Consider the following 22,001-nt stretch of genomic DNA (forward strand, 5'->3'; position numbering starts at 1 on the left):
CCTTGCTTTATACTCATTATAGAACAAATGTTCCTGTTTATCAATTATCAAAAAATAGGGTCTAACTTAGCCACGTTTTTTGATATTTTATTAACTGAGCTGTGTCATCACCAGCGGTAAGACGTGGCAGACGAAATCCCGATTCCTCTTCCACCTCCGCTATCCAGTTCTCTTCCGCTCCATGACTGGAATACCATTTCAAAGCGGCGGTTTTCTTCAGCTTTTGGCCTAAGCTCATTCAACATCAAATTAGTTCTAGCTTCAACTTTTTGGCAAAAAACTTCAAGGATTTATCAGAACAGGTTTTGGATAATTCCACTAACATCATATTTTTCGCCTCCTCAATGGATACATAGTCCATATTCCCTTTGACCGAGTTTAACCATAAGTCTGATGGCTCGTAACACATGCTGCTCCAACCTAAATCATTTTCACTTTGTTTTGCTGCTCCAGTGATAACTACATAACCATTATTCTGAAGTTCAACAATTGATTTTTCATATTCTTTTTTATTGTCTTTTGCATTCAAGCCTGCCTTCACTCGTAAATTTCGAGAATCGATGTTTCCATGCTCCATCAAAACTTTATAGAGATGAAAAGCCGTTCTTGAAATATGACCATCATTATATCTTTCTTCGACCGTTTTGTTGAATGTAAGTATAGTTTTCACTATGGGAAAAAGTTCTTTATGAATAAAACATGCTTTGTCACCGAAAAATTTTCCGTAAGCAGCCACGCCTTCTTGAACGATCATAACTCGCCATTGCCATGGGTCGGTCTCGGTTCCTGTGTGCCACTGATCGTTTGCAGTCACAGCTGTTAGCGATGGATATTCAGGAACAAAGCTTGAAAAAGGAAAAATCTTATATTTCTCAACCAATTCTACAAATTCACTGTAGTCTGAAACTTCCATAGTCATCAACTCCTTTATTCCATTGTTCTGTCCTTCTCTGTTATATCTTGTAAACTTTAACCCAATCCTTAAGCATGCTTATTTCATCATTCACATTATGGACGAATATATCATGCCCCCAACTTTCTGCAAAGCGTGCATATAGACTGCCAATATTGAAAATCCGACGAAATGGAGCGAACAGGTAAATAGAGTTAATCTCTAAGTCAGATAACCCTCTAGTTCTTAGGTAACCGTTTAAAAATACTTCTTTGCGTCGTTCTCTTTCCTCCATTGCTTTTGCATCCACTCCAGAGCCAAAGGCACTTAGAAAAAGCGATATGTCATATGCTCTCCATCCATACCCACATAAATCGAAGTCGAAGATTGCGGGATTAAGATGTGAATCAAAGCGAACATTGGCCGAATAAATATCCCCATGACAAAGACCATATGTAGGCAGACACTTTTTAAAGCTGTTATCGATTCTTTGTTTTATCTCATTTGAAATTTCATGCAAGAAAGTATAATCGAAAGAATATATGCTTGAATATTTCATAAGATTGCTCATTGATGTATCGATAAAAGTTGAAGAATCAAGGTGCCAGCGATTTAACGGAGTAATGATTTTATCAAACGAATTGTGCATGGAAGCTATAAAGCTGCCTAACGTCTCAGTCATTAAGTCGCCTGTTATACCTTCATTCCCTAACACTTCATTATAGAGGACACAAAATCTGTTTCCCTCGATCGCATTTAATTCAAATATATAGCTGCCGTTATTCATCATAACCGGTTCGCCAACGTTGATACCGTCCTTTTTCAAATGCTTTACTATAACCACTTCTGATTCAATCTCTTCCATTGTACGTAGTCCATGATAATAAATCTTCAAATAATATTTTTTAACGTCATCTCTAACTACATATGTATCGTGCATACCCCTACGAAATAAATGGCAAGAAATCACGTTGTCACCAAAACAATAATTTGAGCAGAGTGTGGCATTTAAGGCTTGGTTACATATGATCGATGCTTCGGTTGGAAAAAAACTTCTTGGACTCAAAAATACTTCACATCCCTCGGTTGTTTTATTCTGAAGTACCATAACGAACCTGTTGTTTCACCCTAATAATACCATAATCTGGTTAAGCCAACATTCAAAAAAGGACGCTCTCGCGCTTTCGCTTACGTACCGAGATTCGAGTGTTTCTCTCTATGCCATAGCTTTTTTGGAGTTGGATGTAAGTTCTGCAGTCGTGGTTATCCTCTCTTCGTTGTAACTCAAGTAGGTATGTGCTGCCAGAAGTTTATCTAAGCAGCTTCCATTCCCCCTTTTGAGTATTTTATTTTTAAAACAAAAAATCGCAGAGTATATGTATCCGCGATAACTGCGTCATTTAAAGGCTGTTAATGTACTTCTCTAAATTCCCTCTGTTTAGCTCAATCAAAGCCCTAGTTTCAAGGAGTTACGGCTCCTAATAACCAGGGCACCGAAGACTGATCGCCACTTTAGAATGGCCTGTCCTATATCATTTTCTCACGTTCAATACTTTCCTCGGACTCGATCTAAATATTCGTGCCAAATGCCGCTTTCCTCTTCTGTCATTCCCCCGGTTATTGTGGAAAAATCTATGGCCCGGTCGAAACTTTCTTTTAATAGAGTAAATTGCTGGAAAGAGGCCGTTATTTTGCTCAACGAGGCCGAACAGGCCAAGTCTTCCAACTTCCCTATGTTAGGACAACCGCTTAGTTCCAAGGATTGGAGCTTTTCAAGCTTAGCAAGTAGGGAAATATCCTCAACCACCGAGTCTTTTATAATCACCTCTCGCAGCTTATGGCATTTCTTTACAAATTGCATATTTAGCAGAGAAACCCCTTCCAGCTCCAGCTTGCGCAAGTTCACGAGCTTGCCTAATACAGCCAAGTCTCCTTCGGTTATTTGGTCTAATCCGGAAATCGTCAGTTCCTTAAGCTGCTTGAGTTCGGCTATACTGCGAAGCTGCTGTGCATCCGGTGCGGAAATTTCCAAGGCACGTAGGCTCTTGACCGTCTCCAAGGGTGAGAAGTCACGGATCTGCGTATGTTGGACATTCACTACTTTCAATTTGGGAAGCAAGCTGAGAGGAGATATATCTGTAACGGCCGTACCGGAAATAATCAACTCCTGTAAATGCTCCAGACTTTGCAGCGGGCGAAGATCCGAAACCGGATTTTTCACCAGATACAATATTTTCAACTGCTTGCAGCCGCTAAGTGCTTCGATCGAACAAATTTCATTCACGCTCAGGACCAACTCGCGCACGTCCCCGCACTGTCCCAGTGGTGTAATATCCGTTAGCCCTTTACCAATAAAAAGAAGCTGCTTCGCACGAAGAAAAGCATCTGGAGAGCCGCTAGTGCCCATAATTCTTTCTTTCCAAGCGTTATCCAGTCCCTCAAACCATATGTTTACGTCCTGAACACCCGACTCTTCTCGATGCAGCTCAAGCACAGGAAGCTTCATACTGCGAATCGCATCAAGAAAATGAACTTCTCCTTCTTTGCCAAAGCTCCATGAGATGTATGCATCATCTTCCCTATTAATACTGTAATTACCTTCCTTAGCCGTATCTCGGATAAATTGCAGCAAATGAGAAACACTGAGGGCTATCACGTACTTGACCTCTTCGTCTCGCCCGAAATTGATTACCTGTCCTTTTATTCCTTTGTCTGCAGGATCCAGGTCGATACCAAGGTTATTACCGCCCCAATCTTTGCTGATCGGCACCCAATACCTGTTTATGTACTGTTCCTTAATCCAGTCGGCGGGAACGGAATAATGCTCCACTTCTATGGTATCATCTTCCAGATCGATCCAAATCCTTGATTCCGCAAGCATGTTATCCAGCGATAGAAACGGCAGTCCAAAAAACAACCCCGGCCCGCCGTCCTTTTCTCCGTTATGGATCAGGTAAAGCTCCCGAAGCTCAGATGGCAGTCCAAACCCCAATTGCGCTTCCGCTTTGCAAAGGTCCTCCTCCGTTGCGGGTGGGTTTAACGATGAAGCTAACTGTGGGAGATCACCTTGTAGCAGCTCTATGATTTCTTGAAGCACTTGTTTCATTGCAAATTTCCTCCTCAGCGAATCCTCAAACCTAACATTTAATTATATCCTCAATAAATTCAATAAACACTTCCTAAGTTTCTCTATCGGCTTTCCAACTCAATGCTTATGCCTGTAACGGGAGTCACGTATTTTCTATTATAGGATTTCAAGTAGAAAAAGTCAGCGGCCTTTGTACCTAATTGGCAGGGTCATGGGAAGCCATGGTTCATAGGGTCGAGGTCGAGGTCGAGGTCAAACAAGCTATTCCGCCCATTTTAATTATGGGATATAATGAAAACTGGTGTCGGATGTGCTATTTTAGATCGAACACTAGCAAATGCCAAAACAAGGAGTTCATAAAATGGACATGGAAAATTATAAAAAAATGCTAATAAAAAGAACAACAGACTGTATTACATATCATGCAAGCCCAGGCCCATCTATAGAAAATTGCACAAGCTGGATAAGCGGAAATACATCTGACTTCTTTGATGATAAATCGGATTTAATCATTGATCACAGTTACCTCTTTGGTTATGGAGCACTATATGTTTTCGCCAAAATCACAACTAATGAAATACAAGATCCCGTAGCAGGTTTTTGGCAATTCTCATGATTCAGCGTATCTTTAAGGTTGGGATTTGGCTTATTTTGTTGACGTATCTTGCTCTGATGATTATTGGTTTCTTTCGGGGGAGTTTGACTGGCAGGACTGGTTTTCTAATGACGTTAATAGCTGGTGCAATTGTCGGTATTTTATATTGGCTCCCGAAACTGTATGCATACTTAAATCGTTGGTTGTATGAGGAGCTGAAAAGAATGATGAAATAAAAAACCAACCTCACATAACAAAAAAGGTTGGTTTTTTAATATTATTTAGCTTGGGAGATTCCATGAATGATGCTTGTTAGTGCCTCCTTGATGGGTGTAACTGGACGACCGAGCAGCTTTTCAAAATCATTGCTTTCGATCTCCAATGTACCTTCCCGGATGCCTTGCTGGATACCTATGAGAATAGGAATGACGAAATCGGGTACACCCGCGCTTTTCATGATTTCGGCAAACTTGGCATCATCGACTTGTTGCACGGGTATATCTCTGCCTAAAACCGTTCCAATAATAGACACTAGTTCTTCTTGAGTCATCGGTTTACCCGAAAGCTCGTAGATCTTATTCGCGTGCCCCTCTCCCGACAATACGGCTGCAGCTGCCTCCGCATAATCTTGTAGTAATGCCCAGCCTGTCTTACCCTTTCCTGCAGAAGTCACCCACGGCGCTCCAGCCATCACACCTTGAATGGTTCCGATCTCATTCTCCAAGTACCAGTTGTTTCGCAAGAAGGAGTACGGAATGCCCGTTTTGATGATGGCTTCTTCGGTGACACGGTGTACTAAAGCAAGGAACAACTTGCTTTCACTTGCATTTGCTGCACTTGTGTATGCAATAAATCCAACTTGCGCGCGTTGTGCCGCTGCTACCGCATTTGTATGTTGACGAATTCTTGTCTCGTTGTCCCCATCTGTTGATATGATTAATAATCGGTCTACACCAATAAAGGCTGTATCCAATGTTTCAGGGCGGTCAAAATCTCCATGCCGTACTTCTACTCCCCGAGCTTGCAGTCCTTCTGCTTTTTCTGGATTGCGAACACTAACAGCTAATTGATTTGCCGGTACTGTTTTCAATAACGTCTCTACAACTTTCGTACCCAATTTCCCTGTTGCTCCAGTGACCAAGATTTTCATCGTCGTATTCCTCCTAATATACTTAGTTGTAATAATTATTGTTATAACAATTAAAGTTACAACAACTTTATAAAATAAAAGCTCTTAAAGGAGCTTTCATTTATTTGAATTTTACTGTGAGTTGACTCAAATTGGTCTGTGCCAATCTGTTTTCCATAGCAGACTGAGCCTCATCCAATTCAATTTGAAGGATCAACTCAATGTTCCGACCGACTGGGCATTGCTTATTCGGGTCGTCGTGTAAACGGAATAATTGGTTTTCTTCTATAACATTTACAGCGCGGTAAATATCAAGGAGCGTAATTTCCTCTGGTGTTTTGAGTAATAAAGCCCCTCCTACCCCCGGCCGTACTTCCACTAAACCTGCCTTTTTCAGCATTCCCATAATTCTTCGGACTACTACAGGATTTGTGTTAACGCTCCCCGCAATAAAGTCCCCAGTCATTTCATTGGGATTAACAGCAATCAGGGAAAGGATATGAACCGCCATTGAAAAGCGCGTGCTTATTTGCTTCAAGCTTTATCACCACCGTTGTAACCATTGTAGTTATTACAAGTTGTTAAGTCAATACCCGCTCCATGTCGACTCCTTATATACTAGAAAAACGCATATAGTCCATTTTCAAAGTACTTGTATTCCTGCTCACCTATAATCTTTTTTCCATATCCTTCAAAGAAAGCATCAATCTCTGATTCTGTTTCAATTGCATTTGGCTTAGGGCGAACCGCTAAAGCTGCATCATATCTTGGATCTCCAAACGCTCCGCCGCTCCAATCAATAATGCTTGCTATTTTTCCATCACAAACTAATACATTATCAATTGTGAAATCACCATGAATTAATGTATATTCTGTTGCTTGAGGCTTGTTGTTTTTCAATGAGCCTAATAATTCAATTGTTCCATCGACTGAGTAATGTTTAAGATTATATTCTGCAGTTCGTAACATATTGTCCAACCAAATTGAATCTCCAATTAATTCTTTAGGGCATGGTGTTCTGTGAATATTTGACAAGGCTGCTCCAAAATTAAATATCAGTTCATGCTTTTTATCACAATTTTTCTCATTCATTAATGCCTGTCTTAAAGTCTCTCCCTCAAAAAATTGCACGAGCGCCCACGCCTGATTCTTATCTTTTTCTTCCACGAACTGATAAACAGAAGGAATAGGTAACTGTGTCTCTTGAAGACAACCCAGAACATGTATTTCTTGAGATAACCAAGAACAATATTGATCCCCCCTTGTTCTTTTTAAAATATAACAACCTCGTTCACTTTTAATTATTCCTACATCAGATGTGTGACCCTGTCTTGGAAATCTGATGTCTTTAACTTGACCTATGTAATCAATGATTTCATTGGGTATTTCATGTAAATTGATTGGCAGCATAAAAAAAACACCTCAACAATTCGTTTTGCTAATTTTAACATCATTTCTTGAAAAAATTGAATCCACAACACTTTCTTGCGCGGGTAAGCCCTCCCTTTCACTAATTTTCCGCATTTTTTATTTCTTCTTTTGACACAACACGCCAACCGTGTGCTTCAAGTTTATTTATATATGTTTCTATATTAATTTCTTCAATTTCTATTGCAAGTGGTGTCAAAGAAACCCAACATTCATCAGAAGCATAATTAATAGTAACTTTTACTACCTCATATCCATTGTGGAACCCTGGATGAAAACCTGGATCATCTATTATATCCCCTTTAACAGGGCGGATATTAGATTCAAGTGTTTTCATCATTATCTCTTGTATATTCTTTTCTTTTTGTTCCTTTATTGATGATATAAAAAGCATCATATTTATTTTCATTGTTATCCCCCTCTTTACATTTTTTAGATCCGTTCAACGCTCTCACACAACCTACAAGTAGGCTTCGTATCAGAGTTAGGGTACCCCCGTCTGCTTTGCAATCCTACAAGACTTAAGGTTCTAACTTAAATATTATTTCCTCAACATCTCTGCCACTTAATTCTATATAAAAAGGCTGAAGATCCTCGTTTAAACAATATTCAATTCTCTGTCTTAAATTTTTCCAAGTAACCATTTCCAATGCTATTTTTATTGAAAAAAAACCTACTTCTAGGCTCTCAGAACTAGTTGTAAGTTCTCCTCCAATAGCTTTACCCAAAAATAATGTATTACAAATTGATCGATCTACATTTTGAATGACTCCACAAAATTTGATAACCTCAATATCTATACCCGCTTCTTCTTTTGTTTCCCTGATTGCAGCGTCCTTAAGTGATTCTCCTTCTTCAACTTGTCCGCCAGGCATCTCCCATCCTCTACGTGGTCCTTTTATTAATAAAATTTCTTCTTGGTTATTAAATACAATAGTTGCTGCTGAAACTATATGTTTTGGTTGGGTCATACATATGTTACCTCCATCGTTTTAGTCACGGCATTCTGCTCCACTCTCGTACCCATTAGCTGAAACAGGTACACACCATTATCATATTGCCATCCGGATCTTTAAATGTGAAATCAGACAAGTCGGGATATGTTTGGATCTCCGTTACGATGTCTGCCTCGAGTTCCTTAACACGATGATATGCTGCGTTAATATCTGAAGTACTCAGATTAAATAGAGGCTGATTTGAAGGTATGAGCTCGTAATTCAAATCAAAACAATGATTATCTAGGGTAATTCCCGGTCGCCCGAGTCCCATATCCAATGTATAAACTGGACCTATATACCCTCCTTCTCTGACTTCTAAGCCAAGAAGAACGCTGTACCATCGTATTGATCTTTCTAAATTTGTGACATGAACGAAGATAGTATCTACTCTGTTATGAATAGGATTTAACAAATTTGCTACCCCCTTGAATGGTATTTATTAACAAGCTAATATTATCGTACATACGTTCCGCTGTAAATAGGAAGCAGTATTTCAGCAATCGCTTTGAAAAATGAAAAAACAAACGCAGGATTATCTTTATAAGATGATCCTGCGTTTGTGAGTCTATCAGGAAAAATAAAGAACGTGTTCGCCGCGGCGGAACCTAATCTGTCATATAAACCAGTCTGAATTAGCAAAATGCTTTAAATGTCTATTACCCTGAGTGTATACACGTTAGAAGAACCAACTGGAGCCGCATTGAAATAGGCGCTGTTCGCAACTGCTCCGGGAAACTTGACCCCATATGTAATACCGCCTCCGCCATCCTTGATACCCACGATTTCTACTGTACTAGGAATAGGAACTTGCAATACTACGGGCTTGTGAAAAATGCCGACATTTTCCACAAGGATTTGGCCATTTACCTTAACTGTAACTACATCTCCATCTTCTGCAGCATAATCCCATATCAGCACACGGCTTGTATCCATTCCCTTCTTCATCTCAAGCTCGAAATTTCTAGGCTGCAGGCCTGCAGAATCATCTGAATAGGTTAATATTGTTCCGGCCATCATCCCTTTGCCGATCCCATTTGACTGAACATCTTTCATATTGCCTGATAACGATGAGGAATCAAAGAAGAAAAATGTCGCAAACAGCACTAATGCCATAATTCCCATCCAGAATCGATGCTTGTTTTTCCTCTTGTCAGGCGGAGGATGTTGTCCATCAGACTTCACTTGATGACTCGAATGAATCTCTTCTTTTACCCCGGCGGGGGGACGCTGGTTTCCCTTTTGCACATAATTTTCCCGTGCTTCCGTATTTCGCTGAAAGTCCGTCAATGCTGCTCCTCCTTTCTATGTCAGATTTATCGATTGTCTTCCTGTTGAACGAGCGGGTACTCCCGGTACAAGATGGACATACACAATCGGACAATGACAAAAACAAGAATTCCCAGCGTAATAGCCCATCCTTTTGAAAAAAGCCCTTGGTCAGCCCATTTGTTAACTACGATACCCGCCAGGGCTAGAGCAGTGCTAGTATATAAAGCCATCTGCAACAAAGGAAGCAGAATCGTCATTTTGCGGTAAGGTTTCCCCAAGAAATCGCTTTTCATAGCCAAATACACCCAAAAGGTAAAGAAGCCTAAAACACTTAATACGGTGTTACTGGTTGGAATCTCGTAGACAAGTGCATTCTTAATATCATCATATACCATAAAAGGCAGAAGAAAGATCACGGGGATAAAAATAATCATTAAAGGATGATAAATAATCGCAAACAACCATTTCAAGGCTTCTCCCTCCTCTCTCTATCTTTCAAAATCTTCGGGAATAAGCGTTGACAGCTCCTCGGCAGTGGCATCGGCCTTCCCGCTCATGCGCATGGCATGGCTTCTGATCGCCTTTTCAACCAGATTTCGTACGAGCCGTCCGTTCCCTGCTGTCAAATTTCCCCTATAGGTTCCAAAGAGGGATAGAAGCTTAGAGTCCGCCTCCCCAGTTATCACATACCCTTGTGCCGCTACCTGTATATGCGAGATCTGCAGCATCTCTTCCTCCGAATAATCGGGGAAGGTGATGATATTGGGGAATCTGGACCGGAGGCCCGCATTACTATCCAGGAAACGCTCCATATCTTCATCGTAGCCGGCCAAAATCACGATAAGCCGGTCCCGGTAATCATCCATGGCTTTGACAAGTGTATCGATCGCTTCCTGTCCAAAATGATCCCCGTCCGCCGCTAAGGCGTAGGCCTCATCCACGAATAAGATACCGCCCAGTGCACGTTCGATGACTTCCCGCGTCTTGAGTGCAGTTTGTCCTACATAACCGGCAACCAGACCAGATCGATCGGTCTCTACCAGAGTGTCCGCCTTGATCACACCCAATTCTTTAAACCGTCTTGCCAAAATACGTGCAATGGTCGTCTTTCCTGTTCCCGGGTTTCCTTTAAATACCATGTGCAGAGTCTGCGCGGCACTGATGGGCAAGCCCATCTCCTGCCTGCGTCTGGCTACCTCAACCTGAGCCGAAAGACTTCTCACAAAGTTCTTAACAGTTGCCAGGCCGACGATCGAATCCAGCAGTTCCCATGTTTGAGCTCCATGATTGGCGGAGTCCGGATCTACTGACAAACCAAAGTCTGCCGCTATGAGCTCAGTCAATTGATCCTTCCCGATATCAGGATGATCGGCCAACCGTTCAGCTTGCTTGCGTATCGCTTCCTCCAACGTATTCCTTACGAGCCGGCCATTGCCTCCGTCCTTTTTGCCAGGTATCTGCTTATCATTAAAATAAGTTCTAAGCAAAGGAGTTACGTCAGGAGCCAACGTGAATCCGCGCGTCCTCACCATCAGAGAAGCAATTCGCTGCATGTCCTCAGCCGTATAATCAGGAAATTCGATCTGCAATGGAAACCGTGAGGATAGACCTGGGTTCATACCGACAAACCGCTGCATATCTTCTGTGTATCCAGCCAAAACAACGATCAGATTATCTTTATGAAGCTCAATTAGACGAACAAGTGTGTCGATCGCTTCCTTGCCGAAACCACCGCCCTGTACACCGTCCTGTGCAAGCGCATAGGCTTCGTCAATGAATAGTAGACCGCCTAGTGCGGATTCTATAACCAGCTTCGTCTTGTTCGCTGTCTCCCCAACATACTGCCCGACAAGATCGGAACGGTCAACCTCAACCAAATGGCCTTTCTTCAAATACTCCATAGACCGGAGCATTCCAGCCAGCAGACGAGCCATCGTCGTCTTTCCGGTTCCTGGATTACCCGAAAAAATCATATTGAGCGTCTGACCCGTATCAACCTGAACGCCGGCCTCCTTCCTCCTCCGATCCACAACAAGCTGCTTCTCCAAAGTCCGGACGAAGGTCTTGACCTTATCCAACCCCACAATGCCGGCAAGCTCATTTTCAATGTTAAATGCTTCCTTTGCCCCAATACCAAAGTCCGCTCCCGTAAGCAGCTGCAGGTCTGTGTCTTCTTTTGACATAAGCTCCCCAATACGGGTCGATTGCTTTCGGACAGCTTCCTCGAACAAATTTCGGACAAGTCGGCCATTACCGCTGTCATTCCGGCCAGGGATCTGCCTATTTTCGAACAGTTCGATAAGCCCCTCATGGGCATCCGCTTCTATGCTGAATCCATTGGAATGTGCCATTCGCAGCATAATCTCCACCATGTCCTTCGCCTGGTAATCCGGAAATTCAACAATGAATGGAAATCTGGATCGCAAGCCGGGATTAGACCGCAGGAAAACTTCCATTTCCCGGGTATAGCCAGCTATCACAACCACCAGATTACTCCGATTATCCTCCATAGCCTTAACGATCGTATCAATCGCTTCGATGCCGAATGTATCGTGGTCATGACGCGCGAGTGTATAAGCCTCATCAATGAACAGCACGCCTTCTAAAGCTTCCGTCACTTTCGCCATCGTTTTTGGAGCAGTAGAACCTACATATTGACCTACAAGCTCCTGTCTTGATACTTCAACAAGTTGGCCTTGGGTGAGCAGTCCCAATGCCTTCAGAATACGGCCTATTAAACGGGCAACAGTAGTTTTGCCGGTTCCTGGGTTTCCTGTGAATACCATGTGAAGTGCCATGGCCACAGAATTTGCCCCCTCCCTAGCCCTAAGCTTGTTGACTTGGACCGTTTCCATGAGCTCATGCACGAATTTTTTAACGGACTCTAGTCCTGTTAACGCATTTAGTTCACCTAAAACATCGTCTATCGATTCCTGGCGGACAAAGGACTTGGCCTTAATAGGAATCTCAATCGAACGCGTTTCTACATAAAAAGAACCATTCGTAAACTTAATATTCACTTTCTCATCGGGCCGAATCTCATCGCGGGCACGCAGACCCGACACTACCGGGATAAGCTCCTTGTCCATCCAGTCATGGACGGCCTCCCCGAACGTTTTATTTGCAGTCGCTATACTTGCGAGCGCCTCGAATACAGCAGAATCGATAGTACATCTCGTTTGTGTATCCCTGGATAAATCATCCACCTTTTTTCTAAGTAAGGTCTCGGCGATCAACCGCATCGTTGCCTCATCTAGCGGTGAGGATATAGCCGTTGCCTGGATGCTTCGCAGGATGGGAGCGGGAATCTGATTTGCTATTGCGGGTGGAATTTGCCCAAACCTGCTCTCTCCAGCAGCATATTCATCGATATAGAAGATGAGATAATAATCCGCGGCTCTTATGCGCACCCCTTCCTTGGTCCGGAAGCTCCCTTCCATCGCAAGCTGAGCGACCAGATTGACGAGAGCCGGGTCAGATTCCTTGAATCCGCTAAAAAGAACTGTACCCCCTGGCCCTTGAAAAGCAGCTGCCATATCCTGAATGAAATTGCCTGAAAGTTCATCTATCTCGTAGCTGCTTAAATCAATAGATGCCATTTGTGGCATTGAAGCTAGCTTGTGCTTATGCATCTCTTTGACTAAATACTCCAGAGCTGTCTTTTTTCCAGTGCCTGCGGCTCCCGCGATTAAAATCACATTCCGTACTTGATCCTTGCGCCCGTTCATATAGCCCTGTTTGTATGCTGCAACCAAGTCCCTCACGAAGAGCTCCTGTCCGATCACCTTGGCATTTATACTTATCTCCGCTTCATAGAATCGATGATCCATTTCCTCGGGAAAAAAAGTAGGCTGTGTCTCTCCTCTTCCTTGAGCCAAAAACCCATCTGTTTGAAATCTATTATCGGGGGAGGGTATTGAAGGCAAGGATGAGTTCCCTGCAGCATGCGCCGGATATGGTCCTTGAAATGCGTTTCCAGTGCTAGCACCATAATTAGATTGTCGCCGCTGGTCCGACTGCTTAGGCTGCACAGGCTGTTTCGGCCTTGATGGGGTGCCAGAAGCTTCTTTTTTGGCGAAAAAGCCTTTTTCTTGAATTAGTTTATAGATTTGAATTTCGGGAAAAAGAAAATTCAGGATGTTCACCATCGTTTTCCGGTTGATTCTCATACTTTCAGTTATCCCTCCTGCTGCAGCTTAAACCTTCTATATTGAAAGTGAATCTATTGATTTATTGGTGAATAAGAAGTGTCTAAAGTAGTTCTTCCTAACCTCCTTATCATATCACATTATGGAAAATGATGGGACAATGTGTCGATTTATCGCTTAGCAGCACTGCTGAAAGAGAGAGTGAAGCCATTGTACGCAAATTGTAGAAATCCTTTGATTTATATACTTACTTTGTTTTCTAAGCATGCTCATCTTCTATAATATCTTCATTAAAAATAATAAATGCGTACTTTAAGCAATGCAGTTGGTTCAGCCTTATTCCCATCTTCTCATAGAATACGCTATAGATTAGTTTAGCGAGTTCGATCTCATCTGAACACAATAGCATCTTTTCAGAAATTACAATGATCTCTATATCATATTCGTTTTCTGGTGCTCCCCCAGCTAACAGGCCAATTGGGTCCCATTTATTAATAATTTGGGTTAGTTTTTGAATATTAATTTTCAGGTTGTATCCTCCTCATATAGAACTTACGTTTTTCTTTTTTTTCACGTTTCATAACCATACTTCTTAGGCTCTTTTAAGTACCAAGTAATAAGGATGCAGTCCCTTATATCAATTGAGAGCGTAAATTCATTCACAGAGTAGATTCGTAAACGATGATTATATCCATGCGTTAATTATTTATTTAGTGCCCCCGTTCCCACTCTTCCCTTAAAATTGCGTAGTAATATTCATCCCACCATTCATTGCCATGGGGTATACATTTCTTAAAAAATCCTTCTCTTCTCATCCCGATTTTCTCCATAACTCTATATGATGGGATATTCTGTGGCTGACAAGTAGCAATAATTCTATGTAATCTCATTTTCTCAAAACCAAATTTCAAGACGGCTAAAGCTGCTTCAGAAGCATATCCCTTATTGTAAAACTTAGGATTAAACACCCAACCAATCTCGTAGGTATGCTCTCCAAAATACTTATGAAAGACAATGTGACCAATGAGATAACTTTCATCCGCTAATACAACAGGAAATATCTTAGCTTTGTCATCCATGTTTTTCTTTACAAAGTCTTTAGCCATTTCTTCCGTAAAAACGCCTTCAGGTAAATATCTCATAACATTACTGTCAGATGTATACTCATGTACGGATGGCCAATCCATATATTCAAAATTGCGAATGGTTAATCTTTCTGTTTTTATGTACATTTCATTTCTCCCACCAAACAATTATTTCGATTTTTATATATTCATTTTAAAAGACGAGGAGACCTTTTACCATTGATTTTTATTCAACTGTCCTACTTATTATAGTAGCTTCACGAATAGAACAGTTTTATGATAAACTCAAGAAGTAATTGCATAATGTTGTGATTAATTTAATGGAACGCACGCAAAAAAGCCGCAGATAAACACTTGTTCGTCTACGGCTCAGAAACAGTTTTGCAAATGGCCTTCATACTGCTACCATTAGCGGATACTCCACAATCTTTTAACCTCTACCAGTGCCTGATCATCGAATTCCATTCTGTATACATCAGGTTTAGAGGTATGCATTAAAAAATCCAAATCGTACTGCTTGTCATAATAGCCCATCATTAAAGTCATTACAGCTCCATGAGTGCCTAAACCTATTCTCCGGCCATGATGAATCGTTAATAATTCTTTCAAGACCGCTATAGCCCGGCTCTGACAAACTATATTTGACTCCCCTCCTGTTAATGCAAAGTTGGGATCAGAAAAAGACTTCTCCAATAAAGGGATTAATTCCTTATCAGGCATTCGGCTGTCTTCATTAGAAAAAATTCTTTCTTTAAGATCTTCAAACACTACAATTTCTTGTCCAGCACATCGAGCTAACTCCTGAATGGTAAGGATTGCTCGTTGGTATGGGCTTGACACGAAAACCTCGATTTCCTCTCCTTTCAATAATTCCGTTATTCGATAAGTATCTGATTGACCTTTATCAGTTAACCCTCTTGTTCTTTCGTTTCCTTCTGTCTTCGGTGATTCGCCATGTCTGACCATGTAAACGAAAGTTTTCATTTTTACCTCCATGAAGAACTGAAGAATTTTTTATTTCTGTTGTGAAAGGCCGACAATCCAATCCGTCAGCGCCTTGGTCTGAGAGAGGAGCGCGATAGGATCACGGTACCAAGATCGATCTTCCCCCCAAAGGTAGATTCGCCCTTCGCGAACCGCCTTCAGGGATCCCCATATGGGGTCCTTCTGCAACTCCTCCAGTGAAGATTCGGTGGTCAGCACGATGTAATCTCCAGCGTATTCCGGCAGTTTTTCCAAGGATGTTTCAGAGTATGTTACCTCCATTACCTTGTCAGGTAAGGCAGCTGGAGCATGAAGGCCCAATGCCTGGTAAATAATTCTGCCCCCGCGGCCTGATTTGGCGCCGAACACGAACACCTGTCCATCGTACTCCTGGAATACAGAGAAGGTGGCGTCTTTAGGCAAGACTTCCTCAACTTTGGTTTTAGCCATCGCTATTTGATTGTCATATTGGCGCAGCCACTCAGCCGCTTCAGTCTCTTTGCCCAGCACATCTCCAAAGTAGGTCAATTCTTCATGAACACTGTTGAAAGTATTCGAGGCTACTGATACCGTTGGTGCAATCTGACTATACTTATCGTAGACTTCCTGCTTCGTAGTATGTGTAATAATAAGATCCGGTTCCATAGTTAGCAGTTTCTCGAATGAGTCTCCGATCTCTTCAACATCAGCCAATTGACCATCCAGATAGGGACTTTTTATTAACATTTCACTGGATCCTATCGGTTTAATGCCTAGAGCGATAACGGTACCTAAATAATCTACCGCCACAACTCTCTTCGGTTCCAGTGGAACGTTAACTTCACCAAATAGAGTGGATACAACTTTGGTTTGAGACGGTTGCGCTGCATCGGTGGAACTAGGGGTCACTTGCGAACTCTGGCTGGACGCCGGAGCATCACTGCCCGCAGCGCATGCGCTGAGAATAATAGTGAAGCACAGCCAGAGCGTGGATAAAATAACCTTATTAGAACCTTTATACATTGTATAATCCCCTTTTTCTACATTTTGATAATGATTTTCATTATCGTAATTAGTATAGATTTGAGAGGATTGATTTACAATGGAGTTTTTTAACGCCTTTTTTGTATGATTTGTATAAGTAGAATTCTGATCTTGACGGGGCAGATGTTTATTTCTGAATTGTCCGGGGGCGATGCCCGCATATTTTTTGAACATACGATTAAAATAAAACAGATCCGGATATCCTACACTGCTAGCGATTTCCTGTAAAGTGGCATCTGTTGTAATCAACAGACGCTGCGCTTTCTCCATACGCAGTTTGATTATGTATTCGATAGGGCTAAGTCCGGTCTGCTCCTTGAACTTACGAGACAAATACTGCGGACTATAATTGAGCTGCAAAGACAATGACTCTATGGATTTAGTTTCTTGATAATGCTCAGATAAAAAGCGCAGCACCTGCTCGGTCAGACTGTGCTGACTAATCGCCTCAGGACTTTGCTGCATCTGACGCAGCAGTCTATGTACAAATTGGTAGAAGACCCCTCTTACCTGCAATTTGTCAAGCCCGTTTGTTTGACTCCAATCCCGGTGCATACATTGTACGAATTCCAATAGTTCCAGAGCATCATGAGGTGCGAAGCCGAAAGGCTGCTCGAATGGATTATCGCTTTGTAAAAGCATTTGAAATTCATAGAGACAGTTTTGTGGCAAAACAGCCTTGTATAGAATCAGATAGTATTCAAAAATGGTCTCTGATTCAATTTCCATGGATGCCCCTTTCCCGCCATGCAATATATGAAACCGGTCGGCGTAGTGGACCTCCCCATCCAGCCATAACCTGCCTCTGCCGCGAGCAGCATAAACAAAGGCACTGACAGGGAATATGTACCTGGGCAAGCGCTCACCCGCCTCCAGCACATTATGTCTGACATCAAGCACCCTAACATTTGCCTGATTCCATAATTGGATATGATCATGGATGTTCATTGATTACTGCTCAGATCCTCTCTCTTCTCCCGCACCCAACACAGCTGATATCCCTTATAACTTGCTTATAACTTACTCATAACCTAGTTGGGGCGAGTCCGTGTAAAGTAGATTTATTTGAGAGTTATTCTCATTTACATTGTATAGAAAAAGAGAAAGTCTTTCAAATCTATTATTGGGTCCGCTACCATCATAACTTATGACAAAACCACCCTTCATCCATTTTTCGATTGAGGGTGGTTTTTGTGTCCTATCCATTAGTAAGCAGCCCGCCTCCTTCGAATGGATGGAGTGTGTGCTTCACTTAACGATGTTTTTGATCGTTAAAGCAAGTGTTTCCAGGTCAATCAGCCACGTTAGTGATATTTTTCATCGTTAAAAGAGGTCGGATGGTACCCTCGGGGTGGATAAGAGGGATTTAACGATGTTTTTGATCGTTAAAGTCAGTATGCGGAGAGGACCTGCTCCTTTTAACGATGAAAAACATCGTTAAAGTAGCAGAACCTTCTCACTTGTCGCGAGCTCTTTATTCCCAGCGCCTGCGCCTGCTAGGAAATCTCCTCCAATCAAGAGAAAAACCCTTGTTGGCTGTCCGTTTGAGCTTGGTGTTCGTGTGATTGTAGCTGATAGAGGGAAGGGGTGTGGGTGGAAGAGCGGTAGCGTCCGCCTTTAAAGATTTGTTCCAACCCCATCATCCAGTCCATTCAAGGGAACAAATCTTTAACAGCGGCTGGAGCCCACATCCCTTTCCTCCGTAACGCTCCCAAGTCCCGAACACGCTCTTCAAAAGGACGCCACAAGTCGTTTTCTTAAATAGTGCAAGCTCGCTCATTCCGATAAGTTAACACTCTGGATTTCGTTCTCATTTCCTCATACTCGTCCTCAGCAGTCGAATCCCAGATAATGCCTCCTCCTACTCCGTACACGGCCTCCTGCGTATGCGTATCCACAAGAACGGTGCGGATGGCGACGTTAAATGTGATGCCTTCACCCGGTACCGCGAGCCCGATAGCACCGCAATAGATGTGACGTGGTTCCTGCTCCAAGGAAGATATGATTTTCATGGTGGAGATTTTTGGTGCCCCGGTAATGGAACCGCAAGGAAACATAGCCTGGAATACATCAAACAGGGTTGTCCCCGGCTTTGTATTCGCTTCAACGGTTGAGGTCATCTGGTACAGGGTAGGATATTCCTCGATTTCGAACAGCTTGGGTACTTGTATGGTACCAGTCTTGGCAATCCGGCCTAAATCGTTCCGAAGGAGATCTACGATCATTACGTTCTCTGTGCGGTTCTTTTCGGATTCGAACAACGCTTTTTTGCTCTCCGACTTGGGAAGGGTACCTTTCATCGGCTTTGTACGGATGACATCTCCGTTCCAGTGAAAGAACAGCTCGGGTGAAACAGACAGGATTCGGTAGCGTCCCACATTCAAATATGCGGAATAATTGGCCTGCTGGACGTCTTTCAAATCTTCATAGTAGGCAATGTCATCTCCACTGAACTCAGCCCGCAAACGTGTAGAATAGTTGACCTGGTACGTCTCTCCTCTAGCAATCGCAGCATGTATGCTTTCAATGTTGTTTGCATACTTCACAGGGTCTGTACCCATTCTCCAGTCAGATACAAAGTAGTCTCCCTGCTCACTTAGGATGTCTTCTTCCTCTTTTTCCTCTTCTTCTCCCTCTTCGACTGGTTTATCGTAGACACCGAACCATACTAGAGGAACCTCTTCACCAGACTCACAAACACTGAGATGCTTCTCGAAAGCGGGCGCGCACTCATAAGAGACATAACCAGCCACATAGAACTGGCCATTAATAGCTTCCTGGACCTTCTCGAATATATGTTCAACATTTTCCGGATTGTGGGTTTGCCATACTTGCAGTGGCTTCTCAAATTTCAATCTTTTATGATTAAAGTCAATGATGATGATAGGTTCTTCTTTCACTTCCTACACTCCACTTCTATTTCCTAATTCGCAGCAGGATGGGACTTGTTGGGTTGGCTGTTCTTATGCTGCAGAGAGCCGACTACATTGCGGATGATTCTAATGCCCACATCTTGTCTGGCCGATAGAATCGATTCCGGGTGAAACTGCACGGCTGTGATCGGAAGGTTCTCATGGCGTACGGCCATCACAATGTTATCCTCAGATACGGCTGTGATCTTCAGGCATTCAGGAACCGAGCTTGCATACAAAGAATGATAGCGGGATATGGTTACCTCTTTATCTAGACCATTCCACAGATGGCAATCCCCAATAATCCGGATCTTGGAGCTTTTGCCATGCTGAGGATAGGATAGTGTATCCAGTGTTCCTCCGAAACACTCGACAATTCCTTGAAGGCCCAGACAAACTCCGAAAATAGGAAGATTACGTTCCATACACAATCCTATTGTCTCATTAAGTTCAAATTCTTCAGGTTTTCCAGGCCCCGGCGATAACACAACAAGATCATATTGTCCTGACCGAATCTGCTCTCTGGCAGCAGAAGACCGGTATGTGACGACCTCGGCTCCCGTCTGCTTAAAGTAATTTCCCAATGTATGCACGAATGAATCCTCGTGATCGACGAAGAGAATACGTTTACCCTTGCCGTTCAATTCGGCCACTGGAGCAGAGCGGGTCTGCTCATTCCAGCCGCGTATAGCTTTCAATAATGCTGCCGCTTTCGTGAGGGTTTCCTGCTCTTCGGATTCAGGGTCCGAATCAACATGGAGGGTAGCGCCTACTTTAATTTCGGCAATCCTATTTTTAATTCTAATAGTCCGCAGTGTCAGGCCCGTATTCAGATTACCATCAAATCCATATAGCCCTACTGATCCTCCGTACCATCCACGAGGAGATTGCTCGTTTTTCTCGATCCACTGAATAGCCGCGCGTTTGGGTGCTCCAGTGACCGTAACCGCCCACATATGTGTCATAAAAGCATCCAAGGCGTCGAATTGAGGCTCAAGCTGACCCTCTACATGGTCAACCGTATGAATAAGGTGGGAATACATTTCGAGTTGTCTTCTGCCGATCACCTGAACAGAACCTGGCACACAAATGCGGGATTTATCATTGCGGTCGACATCTGTACACATCGTTAGTTCGGCTTCATCTTTCGTTGAATTGAGCAAAGAACGAATATGATCCGCATCCTCAATAGCATTCTTTCCTCTTTGAATCGTGCCCGAGATCGGGCAAGTCTCCACCCGGCTCCCTTCTACACGAACATACATCTCTGGAGAGGAACCTACTAGAAACTCATCCCCCAAGTTGACAATAAATCCATAAGGACTCGGGTTCAACTTCTTAAGACGCCGGAAAATGTTGGAGGGCGAATCCTTGCAAACTTCATACAAAGTCTGTGAAGGGACAACTTCAAATAGGTTTCCCGCTCTAAACTGTTCAATCGCTTTGTTTACTAGTCCAGCATAATAGCCCGGCTTATATTCATAATCCAATGTTTCTTCGACCACAGGAGCTTTAGAAACCACTGTTTGGGTTCTAGGGATTGAGATTGTGGAATGAGTACCCTTTTCAAAATCATAAGAAATTCTATAGGCGCAGGACATCTGATGATCCACAACAATTAACTCATCAGGAATAAATAATATCATCTCTGACGTATCCGTCTGGCGCTCGTGTTTGAATTGAATGGGTTCAAGCTGGAACACCAGATCATAGCCAAATGCACCGTAAAGTCCCAGGAATGAATCTTCAGAAGCATAAAAAAGATTTTTAAGCGCACGCAGTACATGGAAAATGGAAGGCTGTCTGGTCCTCTCTTCCTCAGTAAACGTCTGTTCTGTCCGGTGAATAATTCCTTCAATAGTGCTTGAAACCAGCTTAACCTCAATTGAATCCAGTTCGAGTAAGGCATTCAGCAAAATAGGAATTAATACTTCGCCGCGCTTATCAAGTGCTTCTACATAGAAACGATTTCCGGCAGAACGTAGTTGAACGGGTGGATGGACAAAACCAATATCCCAGCGCGAGTACCTGCCAGGATATTCATAGGAACTCGAAAAAAGAGCTCCTTTGGCTTGATCAACCTGCTCTAAAATACTTTCTACGGCAAATTCGTAAACCAACGGCTCGACTGTCCGCGAAATTGAAATATTTCCTTGCGATGTGTACACTTGTTGCTCGGGATTGTAAGTCAGTTGGGATAAAATACTGTTCATTTTTCTAACCTCCATTTGTATAGAGGAGAACAGGTTCTATGGAGTTTGTGGTTGAGGATATCATAAATAAATATGCAATTCTCGGCTCACTCTCAGCTCTTCCTGTCTCATCTCATCTCAGCTAATCTAACCTCTATTCATGATTATATCATAGTTAAAACCACAGCGTTTTAAAAATCTGATAGGTCATGAATAATCCCAGGCGATGCCTTAGAAAGCATGCTCATCTGGAACGTA

The 22,001-nt window shown here is 42.7% G+C and carries 18 protein-coding genes; 1 reads left to right on the forward strand and 17 read right to left on the reverse strand.

What is annotated here, in order from left to right; genetic code table 11:
- Window positions 1-244: 244 nt before the first annotated feature.
- The 3 genes from J2Z66_RS05930 to J2Z66_RS05940 all read right to left on the reverse strand — a co-directional run bounded on the left by J2Z66_RS05930 (window position 245) and on the right by J2Z66_RS05940 (window position 3,998).
- Window positions 245-913 (reverse strand): AlkZ-related protein, encoded by a 669-nt coding sequence (locus J2Z66_RS05930; RefSeq protein WP_209970455.1) that lies wholly within the window; start codon window positions 911-913, stop codon window positions 245-247.
- 40 nt (window positions 914-953) lie between these two features.
- Window positions 954-1,958 carry a phosphotransferase enzyme family protein gene (locus J2Z66_RS05935; protein WP_209970456.1) on the reverse strand — a complete coding sequence of 335 codons (1,005 nt, stop codon included), beginning with the start codon at window positions 1,956-1,958 and terminating at the stop codon, window positions 954-956.
- Window positions 1,959-2,438: 480 nt separating this feature from the next.
- The gene (locus J2Z66_RS05940; RefSeq protein WP_209970457.1) at window positions 2,439-3,998 is read right to left on the reverse strand and encodes a leucine-rich repeat domain-containing protein; all 1,560 of its coding nucleotides are present in this window, start codon (window positions 3,996-3,998) and stop codon (window positions 2,439-2,441) included.
- Window positions 3,999-4,341: 343 nt separating this feature from the next.
- Between J2Z66_RS05940 and J2Z66_RS05945 the strand changes: the two genes are divergently transcribed.
- Window positions 4,342-4,596: a hypothetical protein gene (locus J2Z66_RS05945; protein ID WP_209970458.1), complete on the forward strand. Its 255-nt coding sequence runs from the start codon at window positions 4,342-4,344 to the stop codon at window positions 4,594-4,596.
- A 256-nt stretch (window positions 4,597-4,852) separates the two neighbouring features.
- On the opposite strand, the gene J2Z66_RS05950 is transcribed toward J2Z66_RS05945, so the two are convergent.
- The 14 genes from J2Z66_RS05950 to J2Z66_RS06010 all read right to left on the reverse strand — a co-directional run bounded on the left by J2Z66_RS05950 (window position 4,853) and on the right by J2Z66_RS06010 (window position 21,764).
- Window positions 4,853-5,725: an SDR family oxidoreductase gene (locus tag J2Z66_RS05950; protein ID WP_209970459.1), complete on the reverse strand. Its 873-nt coding sequence runs from the start codon at window positions 5,723-5,725 to the stop codon at window positions 4,853-4,855.
- A 100-nt stretch (window positions 5,726-5,825) separates the two neighbouring features.
- Window positions 5,826-6,242 (reverse strand): Rrf2 family transcriptional regulator, encoded by a 417-nt coding sequence (locus tag J2Z66_RS05955; protein ID WP_209970460.1) that lies wholly within the window; start codon window positions 6,240-6,242, stop codon window positions 5,826-5,828.
- Between the two features lie 80 nt (window positions 6,243-6,322).
- Complete coding sequence (locus J2Z66_RS05960; RefSeq protein WP_209970461.1) at window positions 6,323-7,114, reverse strand: aminoglycoside phosphotransferase family protein; 792 nt, start codon at window positions 7,112-7,114, stop codon at window positions 6,323-6,325.
- A gap of 100 nt (window positions 7,115-7,214) precedes the next feature.
- The gene (locus J2Z66_RS05965) at window positions 7,215-7,541 is read right to left on the reverse strand and encodes a hypothetical protein (RefSeq protein WP_209970462.1); all 327 of its coding nucleotides are present in this window, start codon (window positions 7,539-7,541) and stop codon (window positions 7,215-7,217) included.
- Between the two features lie 112 nt (window positions 7,542-7,653).
- Window positions 7,654-8,103, reverse strand: a complete 450-nt coding sequence (locus J2Z66_RS05970) for an NUDIX hydrolase (RefSeq protein WP_209970463.1) — start codon at window positions 8,101-8,103, stop codon at window positions 7,654-7,656.
- 55 nt (window positions 8,104-8,158) lie between these two features.
- On the reverse strand, window positions 8,159-8,542 hold the full coding sequence (locus tag J2Z66_RS43995; RefSeq protein WP_376774363.1) for a VOC family protein: 384 nt from the start codon (window positions 8,540-8,542) through the stop codon (window positions 8,159-8,161).
- A gap of 233 nt (window positions 8,543-8,775) precedes the next feature.
- A complete protein-coding gene (locus J2Z66_RS05975) occupies window positions 8,776-9,417 on the reverse strand; it encodes a hypothetical protein (RefSeq protein ID WP_209970464.1) in 642 nt (213 codons plus the stop codon).
- Window positions 9,418-9,443: 26 nt separating this feature from the next.
- A complete protein-coding gene (locus J2Z66_RS05980) occupies window positions 9,444-9,869 on the reverse strand; it encodes a hypothetical protein (RefSeq protein WP_245375313.1) in 426 nt (141 codons plus the stop codon).
- Window positions 9,870-9,887: 18 nt separating this feature from the next.
- On the reverse strand, window positions 9,888-13,568 hold the full coding sequence (locus tag J2Z66_RS05985) for an AAA family ATPase (protein WP_209970465.1): 3,681 nt from the start codon (window positions 13,566-13,568) through the stop codon (window positions 9,888-9,890).
- 689 nt (window positions 13,569-14,257) lie between these two features.
- Window positions 14,258-14,779 (reverse strand): GNAT family N-acetyltransferase, encoded by a 522-nt coding sequence (locus J2Z66_RS05990; RefSeq protein ID WP_209970466.1) that lies wholly within the window; start codon window positions 14,777-14,779, stop codon window positions 14,258-14,260.
- Window positions 14,780-15,040: 261 nt separating this feature from the next.
- A complete protein-coding gene (locus J2Z66_RS05995) occupies window positions 15,041-15,616 on the reverse strand; it encodes a histidine phosphatase family protein (protein ID WP_209970467.1) in 576 nt (191 codons plus the stop codon).
- A 30-nt stretch (window positions 15,617-15,646) separates the two neighbouring features.
- Window positions 15,647-17,587, reverse strand: coding sequence for an AraC family transcriptional regulator (locus J2Z66_RS06000; protein ID WP_209970468.1), 1,941 nt, complete (start codon window positions 17,585-17,587; stop codon window positions 15,647-15,649).
- Window positions 17,588-18,396: 809 nt separating this feature from the next.
- The gene (pabB, locus tag J2Z66_RS06005) at window positions 18,397-19,539 is read right to left on the reverse strand and encodes an aminodeoxychorismate synthase component I (protein WP_209970469.1); all 1,143 of its coding nucleotides are present in this window, start codon (window positions 19,537-19,539) and stop codon (window positions 18,397-18,399) included.
- A 23-nt stretch (window positions 19,540-19,562) separates the two neighbouring features.
- Window positions 19,563-21,764, reverse strand: a complete 2,202-nt coding sequence (locus tag J2Z66_RS06010; protein ID WP_209970470.1) for an anthranilate synthase component I — start codon at window positions 21,762-21,764, stop codon at window positions 19,563-19,565.
- Between the last annotated feature and the right edge of the window lie 237 nt (window positions 21,765-22,001).

It is taken from the genome of Paenibacillus eucommiae, from assembly GCF_017874215.1.
GTDB classification, from domain to species: domain Bacteria; phylum Bacillota; class Bacilli; order Paenibacillales; family NBRC-103111; genus Paenibacillus_AI; species Paenibacillus_AI eucommiae.